This window comes from Roseburia sp. AF15-21 (assembly GCF_003479505.1).
In the GTDB taxonomy this organism is placed as follows: domain Bacteria; phylum Bacillota; class Clostridia; order Lachnospirales; family Lachnospiraceae; genus Roseburia_C; species Roseburia_C amylophila.
Map to the genome: position 1 here is coordinate 32,534 of NZ_QUHG01000006.1, position 22,652 is coordinate 55,185.

At 41.7% G+C, this 22,652-nt stretch carries 22 protein-coding genes; 2 read left to right on the top strand and 20 right to left on the bottom strand.

The window, feature by feature from the left end; genetic code table 11:
• Positions 1-191 precede the first annotated feature (191 nt).
• From DWW33_RS09850 to DWW33_RS09860, 3 genes are all read right to left on the bottom strand, one after another.
• On the bottom strand, positions 192-1,538 hold the full coding sequence (locus DWW33_RS09850; RefSeq protein ID WP_117947310.1) for a glucose-6-phosphate isomerase: 1,347 nt from the start codon (positions 1,536-1,538) through the stop codon (positions 192-194).
• Positions 1,539-1,631: 93 nt separating this feature from the next.
• The gene (locus DWW33_RS09855; RefSeq protein WP_147404717.1) at positions 1,632-1,919 is read right to left on the bottom strand and encodes a hypothetical protein; all 288 of its coding nucleotides are present in this window, start codon (positions 1,917-1,919) and stop codon (positions 1,632-1,634) included.
• A 131-nt stretch (positions 1,920-2,050) separates the two neighbouring features.
• On the bottom strand, positions 2,051-3,454 hold the full coding sequence (locus DWW33_RS09860; RefSeq protein WP_118639413.1) for a hypothetical protein: 1,404 nt from the start codon (positions 3,452-3,454) through the stop codon (positions 2,051-2,053).
• Positions 3,455-3,604: 150 nt separating this feature from the next.
• Between DWW33_RS09860 and DWW33_RS09865 the strand changes: the two genes are divergently transcribed.
• The gene (locus DWW33_RS09865) at positions 3,605-4,687 is read left to right on the top strand and encodes an undecaprenyldiphospho-muramoylpentapeptide beta-N-acetylglucosaminyltransferase (protein WP_117947307.1); all 1,083 of its coding nucleotides are present in this window, start codon (positions 3,605-3,607) and stop codon (positions 4,685-4,687) included.
• Between the two features lie 64 nt (positions 4,688-4,751).
• Here the strand turns inward: DWW33_RS09865 and DWW33_RS09870 are convergent, their stop codons facing one another.
• The 14 genes from DWW33_RS09870 to DWW33_RS09930 all read right to left on the bottom strand — a co-directional run bounded on the left by DWW33_RS09870 (position 4,752) and on the right by DWW33_RS09930 (position 17,214).
• A complete protein-coding gene (locus tag DWW33_RS09870; RefSeq protein WP_118639414.1) occupies positions 4,752-5,171 on the bottom strand; it encodes an HIT family protein in 420 nt (139 codons plus the stop codon).
• A 15-nt stretch (positions 5,172-5,186) separates the two neighbouring features.
• Complete coding sequence (locus DWW33_RS09875; RefSeq protein WP_117698112.1) at positions 5,187-6,179, bottom strand: SCP2 sterol-binding domain-containing protein; 993 nt, start codon at positions 6,177-6,179, stop codon at positions 5,187-5,189.
• A 79-nt stretch (positions 6,180-6,258) separates the two neighbouring features.
• Complete coding sequence (locus tag DWW33_RS09880) at positions 6,259-7,359, bottom strand: rhomboid family intramembrane serine protease (RefSeq protein WP_243088635.1); 1,101 nt, start codon at positions 7,357-7,359, stop codon at positions 6,259-6,261.
• Between the two features lie 87 nt (positions 7,360-7,446).
• Entirely contained in the window at positions 7,447-8,679 is a 1,233-nt protein-coding gene (locus tag DWW33_RS09885) for a DUF6382 domain-containing protein (RefSeq protein WP_118639415.1), read from the bottom strand.
• Positions 8,663-8,797 carry a hypothetical protein gene (locus DWW33_RS16145; protein ID WP_256385589.1) on the bottom strand — a complete coding sequence of 45 codons (135 nt, stop codon included), beginning with the start codon at positions 8,795-8,797 and terminating at the stop codon, positions 8,663-8,665. The genes DWW33_RS09885 and DWW33_RS16145 overlap by 17 nt, the downstream gene beginning before the upstream one ends.
• A gap of 65 nt (positions 8,798-8,862) precedes the next feature.
• Entirely contained in the window at positions 8,863-9,279 is a 417-nt protein-coding gene (locus tag DWW33_RS09890) for a prepilin peptidase (RefSeq protein ID WP_118057607.1), read from the bottom strand.
• A gap of 105 nt (positions 9,280-9,384) precedes the next feature.
• Positions 9,385-10,131, bottom strand: coding sequence for a TadE family protein (locus DWW33_RS09895; RefSeq protein WP_118088016.1), 747 nt, complete (start codon positions 10,129-10,131; stop codon positions 9,385-9,387).
• A 158-nt stretch (positions 10,132-10,289) separates the two neighbouring features.
• The gene (locus DWW33_RS09900; protein WP_118639416.1) at positions 10,290-11,732 is read right to left on the bottom strand and encodes a DUF5702 domain-containing protein; all 1,443 of its coding nucleotides are present in this window, start codon (positions 11,730-11,732) and stop codon (positions 10,290-10,292) included.
• A 36-nt stretch (positions 11,733-11,768) separates the two neighbouring features.
• Positions 11,769-11,993 carry a Flp1 family type IVb pilin gene (locus tag DWW33_RS09905; protein ID WP_022242873.1) on the bottom strand — a complete coding sequence of 75 codons (225 nt, stop codon included), beginning with the start codon at positions 11,991-11,993 and terminating at the stop codon, positions 11,769-11,771.
• A gap of 112 nt (positions 11,994-12,105) precedes the next feature.
• Positions 12,106-13,317, bottom strand: a complete 1,212-nt coding sequence (locus DWW33_RS09910) for a type II secretion system F family protein (RefSeq protein ID WP_118088014.1) — start codon at positions 13,315-13,317, stop codon at positions 12,106-12,108.
• A gap of 717 nt (positions 13,318-14,034) precedes the next feature.
• Positions 14,035-15,261: a CpaF family protein gene (locus DWW33_RS09915; protein ID WP_118088013.1), complete on the bottom strand. Its 1,227-nt coding sequence runs from the start codon at positions 15,259-15,261 to the stop codon at positions 14,035-14,037.
• Between the two features lie 78 nt (positions 15,262-15,339).
• Positions 15,340-16,341: a hypothetical protein gene (locus DWW33_RS09920; RefSeq protein WP_117698787.1), complete on the bottom strand. Its 1,002-nt coding sequence runs from the start codon at positions 16,339-16,341 to the stop codon at positions 15,340-15,342.
• Positions 16,341-16,886, bottom strand: coding sequence for an A24 family peptidase (locus DWW33_RS09925; protein WP_158552112.1), 546 nt, complete (start codon positions 16,884-16,886; stop codon positions 16,341-16,343). The genes DWW33_RS09920 and DWW33_RS09925 overlap by 1 nt, the downstream gene beginning before the upstream one ends.
• Positions 16,887-16,941: 55 nt before the next feature.
• On the bottom strand, positions 16,942-17,214 hold the full coding sequence (locus tag DWW33_RS09930) for a pro-sigmaK processing inhibitor BofA family protein (RefSeq protein ID WP_117698791.1): 273 nt from the start codon (positions 17,212-17,214) through the stop codon (positions 16,942-16,944).
• A 154-nt stretch (positions 17,215-17,368) separates the two neighbouring features.
• On the opposite strand from DWW33_RS09930, the gene DWW33_RS09935 reads away from it, so the two are divergent.
• Positions 17,369-17,623, top strand: coding sequence for a YaaL family protein (locus DWW33_RS09935; RefSeq protein ID WP_227700759.1), 255 nt, complete (start codon positions 17,369-17,371; stop codon positions 17,621-17,623).
• Here the strand turns inward: DWW33_RS09935 and DWW33_RS09940 are convergent.
• The 3 genes from DWW33_RS09940 to DWW33_RS09950 all read right to left on the bottom strand — a co-directional run bounded on the left by DWW33_RS09940 (position 17,587) and on the right by DWW33_RS09950 (position 22,650).
• On the bottom strand, positions 17,587-18,063 hold the full coding sequence (locus DWW33_RS09940) for a flagellar export chaperone FliS (protein ID WP_118173474.1): 477 nt from the start codon (positions 18,061-18,063) through the stop codon (positions 17,587-17,589). The genes DWW33_RS09935 and DWW33_RS09940 overlap by 37 nt on opposite strands.
• 15 nt (positions 18,064-18,078) lie before the next feature.
• The gene (locus tag DWW33_RS09945; protein ID WP_117841879.1) at positions 18,079-19,467 is read right to left on the bottom strand and encodes a flagellin N-terminal helical domain-containing protein; all 1,389 of its coding nucleotides are present in this window, start codon (positions 19,465-19,467) and stop codon (positions 18,079-18,081) included.
• Between the two features lie 81 nt (positions 19,468-19,548).
• Positions 19,549-22,650: a DUF6240 domain-containing protein gene (locus tag DWW33_RS09950; protein ID WP_118639417.1), complete on the bottom strand. Its 3,102-nt coding sequence runs from the start codon at positions 22,648-22,650 to the stop codon at positions 19,549-19,551.
• Between the last annotated feature and the right edge of the window lie 2 nt (positions 22,651-22,652).

The window sequence follows — 22,652 nt, forward strand, 5'->3', positions numbered from 1 at the left end:
ACATCTACCTTATACGCCGCAGTGCGCATCCTCGCGGAGCGTTTTTTACTTTACAGGAAAGCAATTTCCTGTAAAGCATAGAAAGAACTCCACCCGGCTGGATATTCCAATCGGATGGAGTTCTTTTTTTGCTGTAATGCAAGGACTGATTCAAATTTAAATGATTTTATCTTACCCTGCTTCAGCAGTTTTTATAAACGTTTCATTAATGCTTCTCTTGCTTCTTCATAACCTGGTTTTCCAAGTAATGCGAACATGTTCTTCTTGTAGCTTTCTACACCTGGCTGATTAAATGGATTTACTCCGAGCAGGTATCCGCTGACACCACATGCAAACTCGAAGAAGTAGAATAATTCTCCTAAATAGAATTCGTTCTGTTCTGGAATCTTTACCATGAAGTTTGGAACCTGACCATCGGTATGCGCAAGAATGGTTCCGTTCATTGCGCTCTTATTTACAAAGTCCATATCTTTTCCAGCAAGATAATTTAATCCGTCTAAGTCAACCGGTTCTTCCTGAATTGTGATATTGTGTTTCGGAGTCTCAACGTTCATAACAGTCTCAAACATAATTCTGGAACCATCCTGAATGAACTGTCCCATAGAATGTAAGTCTGTTGTTAAATCTACAGATGCCGGGAAGATACCCTTCTGGTCTTTTCCTTCGCTCTCTCCGAATAACTGTTTCCACCATTCAGATACATAATGAAGACTTGGCTCGTAGTTGCAAAGGATTTCTACTGCTTTGCCTTTTCTTAATAAAATGTTACGAACTGCTGCATACTGTAATGCATCATTCTCTGTGAAATCCTGCTCTAAAGCAAGTTTTCTTCCTTCTGCAGCTCCATCCATTAATTTCTGGATATCTGCACCACTTACTGCGATTGGAAGAAGTCCTACAGCGGTAAGTACGGAGAAACGTCCTCCGACATCATCCGGTACTACAAATGTCTCATATCCTTCTTCATCTGCAAGATGTTTTAATGCTCCCTTTGCTTTATCTGTGGTTGCATAAATTCTCTTTGCAGCTTCTTCTTTACCATATTTCTTCTCTAACTTTTCTTTGAAGATACGGAAAGCGATTGCAGGCTCAGTTGTTGTTCCTGATTTTGAAATAATATTTACAGAGAAATCACGGTCTCCTACTACATCAAGCAGTCCCTGTAAGTAGCTTCCGCTGATGCTGTTTCCTGCATAATAAATCTCAGGAGTCTTACGAACTTCCTTAGAAACATTATTATAAAATCCATGTCTTAAGAATTCGATTGCGGCTCTTGCACCAAGGTAAGAACCACCAATTCCGATTACTACTAACACTTCAGAATCAGACTGAATCTTAGCTGCTGCTTTCTGAATTCTTGCGAACTCTTCCTTATCATAATCTACCGGAAGATCCAGCCAGCCCAAGAAATCATTTCCGGCTCCGGTTTTATCCAATAACTCTTTTTTTGCATTGTCTACAAGTTTGCTCATATAGCCAACTTCTTCTTCACTGATGAAGGAAGCTGCCTTTGAGTAATCAAATGTTACTTTACTCATTTCAAATTCACTCCTTTGTTTTTTCTATACACAATTCCCTAATTATGAATAAAATTTCATTAGAGTTTATTTTATCAAACCTATATGCATTTATCAAGGAAAAATTTCCTTCAAAACAGCATTAAATACCGCTTCTTCCTGCTGTTTTCTCTTCTTTTCAATAGAATCCCGCATCTGTTCTTCCTGTCTCGATACCAATGGTTCTTCTTTTCCACTGTCTTCTGTTAATATGACATTCAGATAATCTTCTACTTTTCCCTGTATCATTTGCAATCTGCGTCCTGTCCGGTTCACTTTAACCAGAACCTGCAGGATTATTATCATTTGTAAGAGCATTCCTGCCAGAATTATGTAATTTGCATATTCATATACCAAATTCATGAAAGCTCCCATTCTTATAACCTCTTTTCCTTTTTCTTTCTATTATAAAAAGGAACATTCCATTTGAAAAGAGGACAACGCCGTGTTTTCGCCGCATCTTTTTCCATTTTTCCCTTTGTTTCTGCGGTTTTCTACAAAAGCTGCTGATATTCTTTCCCATCCAACATATAGCCGGAAAGGCAGCAGCCATATTCTTCATTTACGCTGATAATCCGGTTATAGGACCCAGCCAGCAGAATATCTTTTAGTATCTTCGTATCCATTCGCTCATTGATATTGCCAACCCAATAACGGATACCTTCTCCTTCAAATTTCCACGGAAATTCCGGATTCCATTTTGACACATCTTCATTGCCGGGAATCGATACAATCCGTACCGTCTTTCCATAGCCCCGATAACGTTTTAAAATTTCTTCCATATTTTTGTGCATATCAATATTTCCCAAAAACAGTACTCCCATTCGAAGGGTTCTGCTCTCCCTGGTAAACTGGTTCCGAAGCATTCCATAATCATTTCGCTGGATACATTTTAACATACATACCGTTCTGCCGGCATCCAGATACGGAGAACAATGATTTTCCCTGCCAAAAGACTGTTCATACATGGCACCATTGATTTTACTTCCGCTTTCTTTTACCTGACCCGGACCCGCATACATAATAACTGCTGCATATGCTTCCAAACCGTAAGTCTTCTTATATGCCTCTAATAACCGTTGCATTCCCGCCTGATACTGTGTATTTTCCGGATGACGAAGTGCCCTGTCATAGCCCTCTTTCGTATAATATCTTCTGGTAAACTGATAAAGTTCCATCACATCCATTCCATATGCCGAAAAATAAAATACCCACTTATTTTCAATGATACATCCGGCCTTGACCACCGGAATGTATTCTCGTTCCATAATCTTTATCGTTTCTAAATCCTCTGCATCTGCCAGTTCGAAATAATTTCCTTTTCTGGCATTCTGCACTGCGTCCAGGGAACAGGGCGGACAATTTCCATATAATAAATAGACATTTTCCACCCCCATATTCTTTAATGTATGGTAGGGATGCCGGATGAGACCGGAAAATTCTAATAGTTTTTCCGGCGACACTTCCGGCTCCAATATCCATTGTTCCGGTAATGCCTTCTCTTCCATATCCTGTTCCTCCGATATCCACTGCTCCACCAGCATCCGGTGAATCGGTGCTACATAAGGCATAATCACCGTCTGAATCGTCGTATTTTGCAATAGTGCATACAATATACCAAGACAGTCTCTCGTATATTCTCCTACTACCACAAGATCTATCGGTGCACCGGCCAGTCTTCTGATGGTTCTTTTGTCCAAGATACCGATGCCTGTTATATCATTTTTTCTGCTGCTGTCTTTGCTGCTTACACCATCGTTTATGTTACTGTTCGTAGGATTTCCGGATAAGTATACATAATTCACACTACAGTCATTCTCCTCGTTATAGATACTGCCTGCCTGAATCATTCCATTTTCCACATTTTCAAATAAGTACCGATAATATAATGCTTTCATTTTCACATACCCCCCGCTTTATTTTCTGGTATTTTTACAATTGTATAAGGTTTTAAATTGAGTTGACTTTTTTTACCAAGAGTATAATATATTATTCAGCAAATCATTTTACATTATAAGTAATCTGATATTAAAGAAAGGATTCTTTTCATGAAAAAAATCGTTTTAACAGGCGGTGGTACCGCCGGTCATGTAACTCCAAACATTGCTCTTTTTCCTGCTTTAAAAGAGGCTGGTTATGAAATCTCCTATATCGGTTCCTATGCCGGCATGGAAAAACAGTTAATTGAAGAACAGAACATTCCTTATTATGGAATTTCCTCAGGAAAACTCCGTCGTTATAAGGATCTCCGTAATCTCACAGATCCATTCCGTGTGATCAAAGGCTACGCACAGTCTGTATCTCTTTTAAGAAAAATCAAACCGGACGTTGTCTTTTCGAAAGGTGGATTCGTTTCCGTTCCTGTCGTTCTCGCAGCGAAACGCCTCCGTATTCCTGCTATTATTCATGAATCCGATATGACACCTGGTCTTGCTAATAAAATTGCAATTCCAGCCGCCTGCAAGGTCTGCTGTAATTTCCCGGAAACTGTAGACTATCTTCCAAAGGATAAGGCAGTTCTTACCGGTTCTCCAATCCGCCAGGAACTTTTAAGCGGCGACAAAGAACAGGCTGCCAGACTTTGTGGTTTTACCATGGATAAACCGGTTATCTTAGTAGTCGGTGGAAGCAGCGGTTCCAAATTTATTAATGATGCGGTACGTGGTCTCTTAGATGACCTGCTTGCCAACTATCAGATTATCCATCTCTGTGGGAAAGGAAATATAGATAAATTATATAACAACCGTTCCGGCTATGTCCAGTTTGAATATGCAGGGAAAGAACTTCGGGATATGTTTGCTTTAAGTTCTCTTGTCATTTCCCGTGCCGGTGCAAATGCAATCTGTGAATTGCTTGCTCTTCACAAGCCAAATATTCTGATTCCACTGTCTGCTGCTGCAAGCCGTGGTGACCAGATTTTAAATGCCCGCTCTTTTGAAAAACAAGGGTATAGCTATGTGATTGAAGAAGAGAATCTGACCAAAGAAACCTTAGATGCTGCCATTAAGAAAGTCATGACAGAAAAGGAGACTTATATTTCTAATATGAAATCCAGCCAGCAGTTAGATTCTATTCATACCATTCTTAAGCTCATTGAAGAAGCCAGTGAGAAAAAGAAGAAGAAAGCATAAGTGCAAAAGGTGTAAAGTCCTGATTCTATATAAGACTTTACACCTTTATTTTTATTTTTTCTTTTTATTTTACTTTTATCATATCCAGAATTTCTTTCATTTCATCATCAGAAAGCTCTAATGGAGTATATTTTAAAATATCATCATTCTTGTCTTCCTTGTATCTTGGAATCAGATGCATATGAAAATGAAATACTGTCTGTCCTGCAGTCTCTTCATTGTTCTGAAGTAAATTAAATCCATCACAGTTTAATTTTTCTTTCATATGAACTGCCATTTTCTTAGCAAGCTTCATTGCTTTTGCTGCTACTTCCTCATCCATTTCATAAAGATTTGCAAAGTGATCTTTGGGAATAATTAAGGAATGTCCCTTTGTTGCAGGATTGGCATCCATAATGACACGGAATGTATCATCCTCATATACGGTATTTGTCGGAATATCGCCTGCTGCCAGTTTACAAAAAATACAATTATCGTCTTTCATGGTTACTCCTTCTTTCTATTCAAAAATAAAAATCTGATCTAAGGTACGCAGTGTCTTAAAGTTTCCTTTTGCCGTCATCTCACCGGTCATAAATGCTCTCTGGAATGTCATTCTGCCAGCTAAAATATTATTCATGACTTCTCCGGTAAGTTTCGCATATACATCTACATTTTCCTGTTGTCCATAATAGCAGTTTAACTCCTCTCCTGCTACTTCGACTACCAATGGTTTCTTTTTCTCTTCAATCATAAAGAGATAGTTCGCCGTGAAATCCCCCTGTGGCACAAAATGGCTTTCTAATTCTGTAATATATTCTGTCTGCGTGTCATTCTGCTGTACACTTAACTTATCCTTAAACATAGACGCTAATTCTTCAATATCTTCTTTCTGTTTCTTTACGTAAGAATCATCTGCCACGTACTGTGATAACTGCTCACTCTCCTGTGGTGTTAAATCCATCTGCTGTGTCCGCAGGATGGTTCTGGTTACCGCCTGATTAGAAGTCGGCAGACTCTTCTGTTTCTGAGAAATTGTACGATAAAGATTTTCTGCTTTTTTCTCAATAATCAGGGAATAGTCATGATTCATTTCAAAGCTTACCAGATCATCTACATAGCCACACATTCCACTGCACGGCAGACCGCCTAAAATTTCCCATGCATTGGACAATGTCAGTTCCCCTTCACGTTCTCCATACGTGGTTGACATAACGATTGGCTGCATATAGGTTGTCTTAATCTTTTCCTTGTCTCCGTAAAGCCAGCAGGAGTCCAAAAACTGCTGCATATAACCACCGATTCCAAGCCACTCTACTGTCGTTGCCAGAATGATTCCATCTGCATCCTTTAAGGTCTGCGGCAACGTAGAGATGCTATTCTTGTGCTCGTATATATTATATCGTTCCACACTGACACGAAGCTCTTTTAAAACTTCTTCCATTTTCCCGATTACATATAAAGTAGGATCATCCAGAAGTCCTCTACCACCGTAATATATATTTACTTTCATTTCTGCCTCCGTATCTTAAGTTTTTCATCTTACTTCATTCAATCATATATCAACAGTATATAAATTTTCCGGAATAAAATCAATCCTTTCTGCGATATAGAAGCAGTGACAGGAAAAATCCGCTAATCAGTCCGCCTACATGACACCAGTTGTCCACTCCGGTACTGGTAAATCCATAATATAGGCTCAATGCAATCATAATTACAATTCCTCTGATATTCAGTTCTTCTACCCTTCCTCTGTTGGCAATTATTACCCAGAGTAAAGCTCCAAATACACCAAAAATGGCACCTGAGGCACCTGCTGACACCGTCAGGGTTCCTTTGCCCTGTGTTACCAGAAGTGAAAGCAGATTACCGCACAATCCTGCGCCAAAATAAATGATAAGATAGCGCCACTTTCCTATCAGACGTTCCAGTCTGTCTCCAGTCCAGAATAATACAATCATATTATTTGCAAGATGTGCCAGTCCAAAATGTAAAAACATGGCCGTAAACAGTCTCCACCATTCTCCCTGTCCAAATACATCCGGCAGAAATACTGCTCCATGTTGTTCCATAAAAGCTGCAGATTCTGTATCGCCAAGTACGCTCAATGACAGAAATACTATGATATTTATCAAAACAATGCCGGCGTTACACCAGGACGGATACTGTTTTATCCTCTGCCACAAAGTAAGATCTCGCTTCTTTTCTGTTCTACGGTAATTATCCGTCTGTGCATACCCCTGTGAAACATAACCTCTTTGCCTTCCACCACCGGATATCTGTTCCTGTAATGCATCTCTTAATCCATAGAAATCTCCCGGCTGGTTTTCAAAAATCATAAGCTGCCCTGTCTGCTCATTAATAAGCCAGACATTCCGACAGCTGCCACCGAGCATACGTGCCTGTCCTATATCATCTGCAACCAGTAACGTCAGTAACTCCACCTGATAGATTGCCATATTCTGTTCACAGCCCGGAATCCTTCCTTCCGGATGAAGAAACAGCTCCTGCAGTTTTTTCTGAATTGCCTGCAATTTTTCTGTTTCCAGTACAAATCCCGGATGCATAAAGATTCCAGCAACCACCTGTGCCCTTCCTTCTGTAAATCTATAGTATACCCCAACCTCTTCCGGCGACACTTTGATAAAGGAATATCCCCGCTCTTTTAAACATGCATCTATTTTCTGAATCAATATAACTTATCCTTCTTCCAGTCTTTTATGAATCTGACAATAACACTTTCAAAAGACACTGTCAACGAAGGAAATATAACCTTTTTCTTAAAGAAATGTAAACCGCTCACGTCCCAGCTGAATCACATCATTCATGCATAACTGCTCCTTCTCCCGATATGCCAGCATTTTCCCATTGAGCCATGTTCCGTTCATGGAATTTAAATCTTCCACATAATAATCCTCTTTCTCTCTGGTAATGCGGGCATGCATGCGGCTGACTCCCTGTATACATACATTTCCATCTGCCTGCTCACTGCTTCCTATGATAAAAGGGAAATACTCCATCCGGATATTCGAAATATCCTCTTTTCCATCATAACGCAGAACTCCTTCCGGAGCCCGCTCCGTTCCAAGATAAACGGTCGGATTTTCCTCCTGCATTTCTTTGTAATCCATAGGTGTACACACGATTGGTTCTTCCTCCTTCTCATGATTTATCTTCCCTGTTAAGAATGCCGGAATCCGGCTGATTGCAGCAATGCATTCCTGCAGTTTTTCTTCCATTGCCATATTCCAGCCACGGCTTTGAGTATCCTTCTTATAATATTCATCATCCTTTTCAATTGTATCTATCTCATATTTTTTCCAATACCCCTTCCTTTTCTTTGTAATTGGCTTTTCCTCCACAGCTGCATCTTTCTTTTCCTGCTCCCATGGCATAATGCCCTTCTGCAATGCCTCTACCTTTTTAGATGAAACAGATTTCTGCCGGACCGGTACATAATCCTCTACATCCTGCTGGCGGTACTGATATAATATCCTTAGGATTTCACCCAAAGAAAATCCTTCTTCTGTTGATTTCTGATATGCCTCATAAGATGCAAGAACCATCTGTTCATCTTCATGATTAATCTTTGCCAGAAGATATTCCATCAGCTTTCGGAATCCTTCTGTAACAGGTTCCTGTCTGCCGGGGCAATAGGTGAAATAGAACTTCTTGGTTCCATTCTCAAGATAAATACTCTCCGGGTCTAATAGAATTCCCTCTTCCTCCAAAAGATATGGCCGGATTTCCTGACAGATTCCCAATAAAGTTTCTAACATTTTTGCAAACATATCTATGGCAAAATCACTGCTCTCCAAAACATGATCCAAAGAACGTTTTCCGGTAATTTCATATCGAAACTGTGTCTCCCCTTCTGAAACTACCGGTTCAAACTGCAATAAATTATGAATATGATTCTGTCGGCACATATGAATCTGATATCCGGAATACGCAGAATCTGATGTAATAAACATATAACTCTGATTCAGATTTCTCTTATAACATATCTCCAATATAAATTTCCTCCATACATTCTATTTTGTTCTTGCTGCTTTCTTCCGCTGCCACCTTTACCCTGTCATGCAGTTCGTAGCTGACTACAATCAGGGTACAGAATATTGCCAATATCATTGGCACTATAACTGCTGCCTCTATGGTATAAGAAGCCGGCAGATAACATTTCTTTTTCCATTGTCTTATAAAATCAACAGAATGAGATATGCCGCCAGCAGAAACGGAATAAAAGGAATGGTGTCTTTTCGTCTTTTTCTGTGCATGAACAGCAATACCAGTGCATACAAAGAGGACAGGAAAAGTCCTGTCAGAAGTAGACGCATGGTATTGATTCCTCCAATGTAAATTCCCGCTACACAAAGTACCAGTCCATCGCCAATTCCAATAATTCCACCAGACACCAATGACAGAATAATAACTGCTGCCCCGACGGCAATCCCTCCTAACATGCTGTATAATGACTGGTTTCTCTGCCAGAGATGCAGCAAAATCCCACCAATGCCAAAACACAATACTCTTATGCTTTGTATTTCTTTTTTTCGGATATCTTCGATGGAACATATCCCCAACATTCCAAGTACAGAACATATTGTCATCATCCCCTTATCTCCTTGTTATTCGTTATTTTCTATCTGCTACTTACTGCTTATAACCTGCTATCTGCCGTTTCTTTCTTCTCATATTTTTCTGATACATTTATTTCCTCAGGAAGCTTTTCTCTTTTCACATTTTCCACAGGGCGAATGATTTCCCGCTTCTTCCAGCAAAATACGGTATACGGTACGCTTTAACCCACTGCAGGAAAGACTATTGTGCACTGCCTCTCCATATTCTGTTACAAATACTGTTTTGGTATCTTTCTTTCCTATGCGGCATTTTTCGCAATCTTTATATTTCGCTCCGGAATCATTCCGTAATCCGGATACCGTCTCTTCCGGCACCGCCAGAATGCTCAAATCCAAATAGGTACAGTCCGAAAACCAGTGATAGGATTTCCCTGTCTCTGTAATATAGACATAAGTTCCATCTTCATTTCCACTGCCTGTATAACCAATCCATTTATGCACTTTTGCCCGCTGATCCATGTCATAAGAAAATAGTCCCAATAACTGCAATGGATTTTCAATCCGATAAGATACACATAAATCAATATCATTTCCCATTAATTCAGAACGCCAAAAAGAGAACCCCTTTTCTTCCCCTTCCACATAAATTACCGGTGCTTTCAGTTCTTCTAATTTTCTTTGAAACAGGATTTTTGCTTCTGCAATTGGCACAACAGATTCCAGCCCGCTTTCATGTGTCATATGTGCATGAATGGCACTTTTTCTGGCGGCATATTGCAAGGCATATTCCACATCCTGCTGTAATTCCAATACCCGGAAAAGAAAGATTACCGATAGTATACAGATTACAAACAGTGGCAATGCGATAGCTGCTTCTATTGTCATAGACGCCGTTGTGGAGGCACATAAAGGTGTCTCTTTTCTGTTTGTAGAATTGCTATACAATAGATTTGTATTATCTGGGTTAGAGAGAGTTTTTTTATATTGATTTTTTATTTGAATTCTGAGAAGAGACACCTTTATGCACCCCCTTTCTTCTTTTGTTAATAAACATAGGAAAATGAATTTTTTTCCTGAAAATGATAATCTCCTTTGAAGCTTTCGCCACTTCCAAACCACCCGAAGAACAATGGTTTTGACAGATAACTGCACTGTATTTCCATACTACCAATCATGCAGTCCATCCGAAAATTCTCCCGGTCCGGCAGCAGCCTGACATTCTGCTCCATCAGATTCATTGCCCGATAGGTAAGCTTCTCCTGTCCGGTAAGATATAATAAAATTCTTAAATAATCCCCATAACTTAAACCACTTTCACTGGTCTTACTTTCCTCTTCTTTTGCAAAGGATTCCGACAATGCTCCAACGTCTAATGTCCACTCGGCCTTTCCTTTTAAAAAAGGAACCTTGCCACCCTTTAAAAGCGTTTTTACATCTTTTATGCTTTCTGAAAATGCCCATGCCACAAGAATTCCTTCTTCTACCACCTTGACTACCGCCGGATTAGCTGTCCAGCCCGCAGTTACAAGCGCTATGGTATTCGCCAATGCCGTTTTCTCGGCATCCCCTTTCAAATAAATATAGTTTGCCACCTCACGAATCGCCAGCATGCGTTCTGCAACGCCAGCAAGGTTTGCCACATCAGAATCTTTCCCTGCAATGAGATATTCCATCTCATATTGCAACACTTCCGACTCACTCTGATTTCGGTAATCACTAAACTGCTTCAGTAAATATTCCCGGAAGAAAAGTCCCGTTGTCATATCCTCCTGCTGTGCCTGCCCATTTCCTGTAAAACAGGTTCTCTTTGCAATATCATCGGATAAATCAATGGTCTGTGTCGATACCGCTGATACATCTTCTACCACCAGTGACAGGATACTTTTATTCTTAAGTTCTTTTACATAATCCAGTGGATTCTCATTCTTCTGATTTGCGGCATTCCGTTTTGTGTTTCTTTCCAGCCCACTCTGTGTATCGGTCTCCTGAATAGCAGCTTCGAACTTCTTCTCGATGTCTTTATTGTCTTCCGTCAGTTCCTTTGCTTCTGTTGCCTTTTCATATAATTTTTCAATGGCCGCAATTCCCATGGTACGCTTTACATAATCTGCTGCCTGCCTTCGAAATTCAGTTCCCGCATCATCGGTTGCCATCGTATAATTCGTAATATAGCAGTTCTCTAACTGCATCTCATAAAGATTGGTATATGACATTTTTAAGAATCCCGGCTTCGCCTTAAGGTTCTCTTCTCCAAGTTCCTGCAATGACTGTTCCAGACTACTAAGTTCCGGCTCTCCTTTCCTGCCTGCCTCCAGGAAATAGAGATGATACTGCTCAAAAAGCGCGGTATCATACTCTGCCATTTTGGATTCCAGCAAAAGTTCCGTTTCCATTTTGCTCTGCGCCTCTAATCCATAGAGGCGTGCAGATTCCAGCAGAGTAAATACCAGACTTAAAATCATCGTCAATGCAAGGCTTAAGAACAATGTAATACTCCCTTTTTCCCTTGTTCTTTCCATTTTCTACAAAGAACCGGTCCGCTGGGTAATTGTCGAAAAGATACTGTTTAAAAGAACCGTCAGTTTTGATTTAAAAATAACAATCAGTCCAATCAGAACCACCAGAATCAGAACCACTTCCACAACACCTACCCCATCTTCCTCTTTTAAAAACCGGGTCAGACTTCCTTTTATTCTTTTTACAACGTTCATTGGATTTGTCCGTTTTACATTTACTACACCTTTCATGTTCCTTCCTCCTTTATTTACCTATTGTTTTAGTTACATATTGTTTTAGTTACCTGTTATCTGCTTACAGCCGAAACCTGCCACTGACAGCTTCTTACGGCTGCCTGGTAACTTATATGTGCATGGTCATACATGCAGGCACAACAAGAATGACCATAATCACCACCATCATCATTAGCATAGGAAACAATAATTTTGTTCCTGCTTCCTCTCCCAGTCGCTGCGCCATAGTCTTTCGCTGGGAAAATGCATCCTCTGATTCTTTTGCAAGAATTCTGCCGATTCCTACAGTTCCCTTCTTGAGATTCTGTGTCAGAATAGATGCAAACCTGCGATAGGATGCCAGTCCGCATCGTTCTCCAAACCGCTCATATGCCAGGCTTTCCCCCATTCCATCCTCTAATTCTCTTCTGGTAAGCAGCATTTCCTCGTAACCGGCACGTTTTGGCAGTCTTTGTTCCTTCCGTTTACTCTCATATGTATCTGTCAGCTTCTTCCACGCCTGACGCAATGACATACCGGCTTCTAATAATAATCCCAATCGACTAACCATTTCCGGATAATCTTTTACCAATTCCTCTTCCCAACGTTTTTTTGCATCCTGCTGTTCCTTTTTCCCACTCCATAGAATCACTACTGCTGCAAATATCCCCAGGAAGAGAAAAATAACCAACGGCTTCTCGGTTTCTTCTTCCCAGCGAAGTGCTACACCATCCATATTCTGTGGCAGCTCCACTTCTTTTTCTTCTGCATTTTGATTGTAAAGATATTGTTCTATCTTTTTCCCCAGATTGGTTTCATTCTGATTTTCTGAAGGATAAAGACAGATAGGAAAGGAATACTCTGCCTGATTTTTTCCATTCGATAAAATTGCGGTAGCATTCACCACCTGTCCCGGCAAAAGATTTTCTTCCTCTATATTTCCCTGTAAATCAATCCAGATATCCGGTTCCAGCTTCCATTCCACAGAAATGAGACCATTTTTAACACGTTCGCATAAAACCACCTGTCCACTGACATGGTCTGCCTGCTGCCCGTTTCGAAATACTTCTTCTGCTTCTTTTTCTGCCTCCGGCAATAACTCTTTCCATTCCTCTGCTGTTAAAGTGCGTTCCTGCAGATTTAATACAATCTGCCCTTTTTCCCCACTATCTTCTTCTATATAATTTAAGGATTCCTGATAGTCTCCTTCCCCCGGTTCATTTCTTATTAAACGGTTCTCCTTAAAATGAGAGTCCTGCTTTTGCATCCACTCCGCTGCAATTCCCAGTAAAACTGCTGCCAAAAGTACCAGAATTGCCAGCTTTTTCTTTTGCTTTAACATATACTTTCTCCAATACGTCTTACGATTTTCTCTGACCAAAGATATGCCAGTCCATAGAGAATAAGACACCCTGTCATAATCAGCACCCCCGCCACATTCCCATACAATGCTTCCAAAAAGCTTCCCGATGTCACATTGACAAATGCCAGTATAAATAAGGGAATTACATTCATTACCTTCTGTTCCATCTTCCTTGCTGTCAATGCTGTCTCTATGGTTTCCTGCAATTCCATCCGGTCTGCCATCTGCCGAACTGTATTTCCCATAATTGCAGTAAAATCCCCGCCGCTCCGCTTGGCATAAGAAAAAATTCCCGCAAACTGCTCTACATCCTCTATCCGGCTCCGCTCTGCAAAATCCTCTAACAGCTGCTCCAATGGCACATTACAGTCCATTTGGTGTATCATCTGGCGCATTTCCACCGCCATATCACTTTCCATGCCATACTGCTGTATCACATCTTTTTTTGCTTCCCGCCACGCATTTTCAATGGAATATCCTGCCCGCATTGCTCCTGCTGCCGATAGCAGTGCATCCTTAAACTGAAGCTTTAAATCATTCTGGCGCTGTATCTTAGCAGAATTCCTTTTGTTTCGAAGAAATACTGGACATAAACCAAATCCTGCAAGAATTGCCAGAGTGGACTGATAAAACAGCCAGCCTATCAGAATATCCAGCAGCAGAAATTCTCCAACATATAATAAAAACTGTCTTTTCTTAAAATGATATTGACGATAATCCGGCAGCCTGTAATTTTTCCTGATAGAGAAGTTCTCCTTTCTTCTCCCAGATTCCGCCGATGCTTCCCTGTTCTTTTTTCTCCCGGAACCGGAAGAGCTCGTGTAAACATACCTTGCCATTTTCTACCCCCTTCACTTCCACAACCTGCAGCAATTTTCTGCTGCCATCCCGAATTCTGCCAAGTTGTATGATAATATCAATGGCCGATGCTATCTGACTCTGGATTGCTGCCAGCGGCATATCCATTCCCATCAGCACCATCGTCTCAAGGCGGCTTACCATATCCATTGCCGAATTGGCATGTCCGGTACTCAGGCTGCCGGAGTGTCCGGTATTCATTGCCTGCAGGACATCCAGTGCTTCTGCCCCACGGCATTCCCCGACGATAATCCGGTTTGGGCGCATACGAAGTGCACTTTTTATCAAATCCCGGATGGTAATCTCCTCTGCTCCCGGAAGCTTGATATCCCGGCTCTCCAGACGCACCAGATTGGGTAGCCCAAGCAGCTGCAGCTCCGCTGAGTCCTCAATGGTAACCACACGTTCTTCCTTTGGAATAAATTCCGACAAAGCATTTAGAAATGTAGTCTTACCGCTTCCTGTTCCTCCTGATACAAAAATGTTATAGCCGGCACACACCAGATGCTTTAAAAAATCTGCCACTTCCCTTGAAATAGAACCCCATTCTATCAGTGTCTGCATCCGGACAGGCTCTTTGGGAAAACGGCGGATGGACAACGCTGTTCCATCTATGGCAATAGGTTTTAAGACAATATTTACCCGGGAGCCATCCGGCAGTCTGGTATCTACAATAGGATGTAATTCATTTACCATACGGTTACTGCCTCCTGCAATCTGCTGTATGACATCCTGAAGCTTTTCTTCTGATGTAAAGTGTTTATCCCACTGATAAAGCCTCCCTGCCTTTTCATAAAAGATTCCTTTGGTCCCATTTACCATAATTTCTGTAATGTCAGCATCCTCAATAAGCTCCTGCAAAATATCCAGCCTCCGCAGGGAATGAAAGATTTCCCGAATCATATTCTGCCGCATGGAAATACTCATAGGCATTCTATGGCTGTCTTCTTCCAAAGTCTTTTGCACCAGTTCTAAGATTTCTTCATCTTCCATGGTTCTTGAAATGTCCATCCGTTCCATTACCTGATGCTTCAAGCGTTCCTTTAAATTCTCCTTTGTCTCCATCTGAATGCCTTTCCCCCATACATCTTCTTACTCATTTACTTATGTACTTTCTTATCCATTTCCTTATCTACTTCTTTCCTAAGGCATTTCTTTTTCATTGTCTTCTTCTCTTTCTATTTCCTGTGCTATCCACTCTTTGAAATAGCCTGCTGCTGCAACCGGATTACCGGAATTTTCATATCTTTCACCTGTCTGCAATCGTTCCGGAATCTTTATAATCTGAATCTTTCCTTTTACTTCCTGTGACATAAGCTGTTGCTCTACCGTATCCATTCCATATTCCTGCTTTAAAAATGCATACACCCTGTCACACTCTTCGATAATTCTTCCCGTATCAGCAAGCTCCGGCTGTATCTCTAATATCACATAATCAAAGGACAATTCCTGCCAGATAATTTCTAAAAGCCTGTGATAATCCTGTGCTTTTACTTCACCCAATAAAACTGCCTGTTCTACCGGAACCATAATGCCAAGTTCACCCACAGTAGTAATTCCGCTCATCACACTGGCACCCCCATTGGTACTTCCAAGCCGGAGGGATAGCAGAACATCGGATAAATTATGGCTTTCTTCCATTTCCGGCAGCTTCATGCCGCAATATCCTCTGGTATTAATGTATAAAACCTTTCCCTTCTCTGCCAAAACCTGTGCCACAGCCAGTCCTGCCAATAAAGACAGCCCGTCATACCAGGGTGACAGCAGTCCTATGGTATGACCCTTCCTGCTTCCCCGCAGACAGATTTCCGTTGGATGCTCCGCCAGTAATGCATACATTTCCTGCAGGATGACATTGGCAGACTGATACTTATAAATATGTGGCAGTGCTGCCTCTCTTGCTCCCAGCCGCTCTTCTGCTAGACATACCATTTCTTCCTTTAAAGGAAGGCTTTCCGCTTCTTTTAATATTCCTGAATTAATCAGCCAGATATCTCTTTTTTCTCCATTTAAATCTGCCTCCACACTGTTCCAGTCTGTATATACTTCCGCCTTTGCCACATTTCCTGTCTCCAGCAGATATTCTGCCAGTTTATTTCCATAGGCACTGTCCGCATCGCAGATTGCAATTGATATCTGATTCATTACACCACCCCCAATGTCAGTAAATAGCCGCCCAGTACCGCCGGTGCCAGATGCATGCAGGAATCATCCATACCGGACTGCTCCCGATAAGGCACCCACTGTTTTCTCACCAGACTGCTCTGCATATAAGTTCTAAAATACAATATACGCTGTATTAATGTTCCCTGCCTTATCAGCCGGAACAATCCGTATACTGCTGCCAAACATAAGGAAAAAATAATTGTGTGAAGCACAATAGAATAATCTGTCATGCAGGAGAGTGCCATAAAAAGCTTAATGTCTCCGGCTCCCATTGCATGCATCAAGAATAATAAATAGAATAGAATCACGGGAATTAACATCATTACTGTTACCAGTATAATTCCCTTTTCTCCTTCTCCCCGGATATGTGCTGCATATCCTGTCATCACCCCCATGCCCGTCAGCCAGTTCGGTATTTTTGACTTCCATAAGTCAAAGCAAACTGCAAGTCCAAGCATAATTATCACTAGTATTGTTATAATTCCTTCCCCCTTCGCTGTAATCGCATTATACGATGTCCCCATGACCTTGTACATGTCGAATTGGGAAAGTTTTTTCTTTCGTCACATTTCACAAATATTACATCAGACGATATGCCATAATTCCATAAAGCAGGGTAAATCCTCCTGCTCCCAGCAGTCCCACCGTTGTAAGGCTCCATGGATTCAGTCCCACCATAACGTCTATGCCATTCTTCGAAAGCAGCTGGTTGCAAAAGACAATTGCCACCGCTCCTGCTGCCATCCGGACAACAAAATTTAAGACAAGGTCTGCCCTCTGTTTTAAGATTCCGATAAACAAAACCAGCAGACAAATGCCTATAATCACCATAATTCCTGTTTCTTTACTCATTACACTGCTTAAAATCCTTTTCAAGTATCCATTTCCTTACCATTAACATATTTTTCTGCAAAAAAAAATATTCCTTTTTTTGTATAGATTGGATTTTTCTGATTATACTTAGTAAAAAGAGGATTTATTTTCCATAAAGAAAGTGGGGATCGTATTGTTTGGAATTGTAAAAAACACACCTGCGCCGGATGCCGGCTACCGCTTACTTTTAGATGATTTAAACCGGACAAAGAATGACTTAGACTTCGCATATGCGAATTTTCAGAATGTTGTAGAACCGGATCTGATTGATGCCTATATTTATGAAGTAAATGCCATGCAGCTGAAATATAAATTTCTGCTACGCCGCTTAAAACAAAAAACAGAGGATTCTTACGCGAAGAATCCTCTGGAAGTATCTGACTCCTGAAAATTTTCATTTAATTGTTCTTTTCCATACGTCATACCCGCATATACCTGCTGGGTATTGTGCATTAAGGGTTCTGAGGTATCCTGCTTTGCGACCTCGCAGAAGGCCTGATACAAACCGCTCAGAACTCTTTTTGCATGGGCAATGCCGTCACCGCTCTGCTGATACATACTGCGCATCAGCTCTCTTCTGCAATAGGAATAAAGCGGATAGAGCTGTGGGGAAAGTTCATATTGAAAATTCAATGCCGCCTGAAGTTCTCCAATCACTGCATCAGCTTTCCGGACGGCTTCTTTGTATACATCAAAATCTTTTTCCTTCAGGTTTTTTTCTGCTTCATCAAGATAAGAAAAGCAGATATCATATAAGACCACTACCAGTTCACTGCGGTTACTCTGGGTAATCCTTCTGGTAAAGTCCTGCTTTGTTCTACTATCCATGACAGTCTCCTTTGATTACTGAAGTAACTGTAATACCTGCTGTGGAATGTCATTTGCCTGGGACAATACGGAAATTGCTGCCTGGGACAATACATTCTGCTGTGTATAATTGGTCATTTCCTCTGCCATATCTACATCTGAAATACGGGAAAGTGCAGATGTCATATCCTCGCTGGTCTCATCAAGACTTCCTACAGTAGAATCCAGACGGTTCTCACAGGCTCCAATGGCAGAACGTACGGAAGATACTCTTGCCAGTGCATTATCTAATGCAACGATTGCCCGGTCTGCTCCGGTTACAGTTGTTACATCTAAATCATCCAGATATAAGGTCTCGGTATCAATCTCCGGAATATCTACTTTAATGGTCTGGTTTTCATTGGCTCCTACCTGAAGATCCATGGTTCCAATGTCGGTCACTTCTAATTTAGCAGTACTTCCTGCGGCAAGTCCGCTCTTGGTAAGAAAAGACATTTCAAATCCATCACGGTCTGTAATAGTTACTTTATTGCCATCGACTGCGGCAGTTGCAGTGGTTGAAAATCCGCTTCCTGCAGCATGAATATCTACCTCAGCATTGGTTCCGTAAGATACTGCCGGTGTCATGGAATTAAATCCAAGCTGTGCTGCCAACGCAGCATCGCTGATTGTGATTTCTACTTTGCCTGTCTCGCCATATGCAGTGGATTCAAAGGAAAGCTTACCGCCATCTGCTTTTACGGTAGTCTCGCCTAACTCACCGGCTGTTCTGATTTTCTCAAAGACCTGCTCATAGGTATCGGTTGCTTCTATTTCTACGGATGAACTGTTAATTTTCATTTTACCGGACGCTCCGATTGTTGCTGTCATATCATTAAATGCAACGGTATCTGCATCCTTCTTTGCAGTCTCAGCTGCCTGATTGATGGTTACGGTATAATCTGCTGCGGTTACATTACTGGATACTGCCATTCTTGTAGCGTTAGTTCCATATACTCTTCGCTGGATGCTGCCATCCAGTAAGGATTTGGTATTGAACTCGGTATCCTTGCTGACACGGTTAATTTCTTTCTTTAATTCTTCTACTTCCTGCTGAATTGCTTTCTTATCATCCGGTGTATTGGAATCACTGGCTGCCTGTACCGAAAGCTCACGCATTCTCTGTATCAGGGAAGTCACTTCATTTAAGGCTCCATCGGTTGTCTGTAATACGGAAATACCATCAGACGCATTCTGGGATGCCTGGTCAAGTCCTTCAATCTGTAAATTTAATTTATTGGAAATTGCCATACCTGCCGGATTATCTTTGGAATGATTAATCTTTAATCCGGAGGACAGACGCTCCATTGCCTCGGTTACTTTATTTTCTGTACGCAATAACTGTTTATTTGTAATTACCGCTGACATGTTATGGTTTACTTTCATTTATCTTAATTCCTTTCTTCCATTCATGCCCGCATCCTTGCGGTCTATTGACGTTCCATGTCTTATGTATTGTATATCGGACTACCTTTCTAAGGACTTAACCGCTTTTAGGAAACTTTCTGCCATTCCATAAAGCGTCTTTGTCTGGATTTCCATATCCGAAGGATTTTTTTCTTCCGGCTTGTCTGGATTTTTAGAAAAAGCTTCTGTGTTGTGACGGATTCCGTCTTTCTTTATTTCTCCGGTCATATAGCTGATGCTGACTTCCTGTCCCGGCTCCTGTGCAAAAAGATTTTCCCACTCTTTCGCATGGCTTTCAAATAATGCCGTTGTCTCTTTGGATTCTGCTGCAATATAACCGGAAATCTTTTCCTTGCCGGCACGAAGCTGCGCTGCCACTCTTCCCAACCGGTCTGTCTCAAAAACAACATCCACCAGACCTTTCTTTTCTTCACCACGGACAATCTTAAGCGAAACGTTGCAGGTCTCGCCCTGTACCAGTACCGGAACTGCATATTCTTCTTTCTTTGCCGCCGCACTTCCCAATGCAATCTGGGTATGCATCATTTTCAGTTCCTGCAAATCAAGGCTTGTAAGATTATCCTCCGACATCATCATGGTCTTCATGACATTCTCTGCGGTATCCGCCAGCTTCCGCTGGGCCTCTGCCATTTCCTTCGGTGTCTTAACTGCCTCTGCAAAATCAGAAAATATTTTTTCTTTGATATTTTCCAGTTCCTCTGACAGATTTTCGCTCCGGTCTGCCATCTTAAACAGACGGTTAAATACCTGATTCCGGTTATTCATATAATCTGCCGCTGCAAGCACCCGGTTGACGGTTGCCGGCATATCAAGCTGTTCTAACCACTCATAGACTTCCTGTGGTGCTGCTGCTGCCCGGGACAGCTCCTGTACCTGTTCCTTCCGGTAAGCTGCCTCTGTTTCTTCTTTCTGCTCCACTTCTTTCATGGCATCTGCAAGTTCTTCCGGTGTCATGGAAAGCCATTTTTCATCTTCCATAAATGGTGCAATCTTCTCCGGTACCAGTCCATCTTTCACATCAGAAATCCTATTCTTCTGGTACGCTCCCTCAATCTGTTCCGTAATGGAAATGCCGGCTCCTTCTTTGGTCTGTACGCCTCCAAAATCATCATCTACCTGATAATCCATTGCACCGTGCTTTGCGGAACGAACCTGGGTCAGAAGTCCACGCAATGTAATATCTCCGCCCTGCTGCAGCAAGGCTCCGATTGCTGCGCCGTCTGTCTTTTCTACCTGACGGATTAGCCGGTATACACCGATATAAGCACTTCGTTCTTCTTCGCTGATTTCCTTATTCTGCTCTAATTTATAAAGGTATTTACTGAATTTTTCCTCTTCGGTAATGCCCTGTTCTTCCTGAATCTGCTCAGATACGGTATTTATCTCTTCAAAGCTCATATCCAGTGGATTCATGCCTTCTTTTATCATGGTACGAACAACTGCCGGTTTTAAATGGTCAAATGCCCGCTGCACTTCTTCATCCGCAGCTTTCATTTCCGCAATATTTTCCGGTGTCAGCTCCATCTGGTTATAAGCTAAGATTCTGACGGCACGCTGATTTCCATAGCTTGTTTCCAGGTCTAAATCCTTTAAAATATCATCCACATTGCGGAATGCCTTGGAAATGGAATCTCCCATGTCCTGACGTGGTGCTGTCATCATGGTCTCATATCGTTCCCCTGCCTTTTCAAAGGTATCCTTTAAGGCAGCTCCATCTTCATAAAGACTCTGCAATGTTGTTTCATCTACCGGATGGATTCCAAGGGCATATGCCGGCATCGCTTTTAAAGCTTCAGATGTGTCCATGACATTCCGGAACAATGCCACATCCGCTTCCTTTGGTGCAATGCCATCCCCGGAAAGGAGTCTGCTGTAATATTCATTTTCCTGTGTTTTCAGTTCTTCCACCAGCTGGGACAATTCCATGGTATCAATGGAAATTCCTTTTTTCAGTAAAGAAAGGTTCGCTTCACTGGTCATTTTCAGTCTGGTTTCCTCTAACTGTCTTCTTGCAGTCAGAAGGTCTAAGCCGCTTTTCGTATAAGCTGTTTTATCCGCTGCCACTGAAACTTTTGTGTCCTTGTTCTTTATCTCATCCGCAGCTTTTTTCAGATTCTCAATAGTAAGCGGTTCTCCGGAATTTACCACATAGGCAAGTTCCTCATCCGTTACATTGGTAATGACGTCCAATGCATCCTGTGCCTGATCCTTGAAATCATTTCCGGAAAGTACGACATCCTGCGGACGGATTCCATCGGAAATTGCCTCTGCCGATACCGTTATGATTTCTTCTTCGCCAAGCGGAAGCTGTAACTGCTGTAAAGTGGATAACTTTTCCAAATTCTCTGCAGTCAGTGGAATACCATTTTCAATGAGCCATCTGCCATCTGCCATATTCTGCTCATTGACATCCATGCCGCTTTCGGATATTACGGCTTCTATCTGCTGCTTTAACGCATCATAATCAAGGTCTGTCATCTGCTGGATTCCGGCATAGGTTGCACTTCCGGAAAATTCTGCTTTGTACAAATTGGCAGTGGTAACCGGCAGTTCATTATCCAGTATATATTTCATGCTTCCTTCATCCGGTGTATGAAGTTCTTCCATCATATTGGCAGTCTCTGTAATATCTTTTACATTATTCTCTGTCACCGGGATATTTACGGTATTCAGGGCTGATTCTATATGCTGTGCCATTGCAGTGCTTCCTGCCATCGCTTCAATTTGGGCATCACTGAGTCCGTCCCCGAAATAGCTGATGTCTTCTCCTGACTTTGCCAGACGCATCTTCATCTTATCGGTCTCGGTTACTACCGTTGGAATCTCCGTATCTGTCAGGGAAAATCCATCCTCTTCCATTGCTTTTACATCTTTTCCCGTAGTATGGTCTGATGCAAAAAGCATCTCATTTTTCATCTGGGTTGCGTCCAGATTGGATGCCTGCTCCCGAATCTCCTCTAAGGCATTTCCCTCTTTTTCCGGCTTGCCATAAGTCGGCTGCTCTAACAGACGATCTGCCTTTCTGTCTTTTTCTATTCTTACAATGGATGCGTCCTTCTTCGCAGCTGCCACATTGTCCTGTCTGGCGTTTCCTGTCACCACTACATTGGCATCCATTTTCTGATTCTGTTCTATCCGCATGA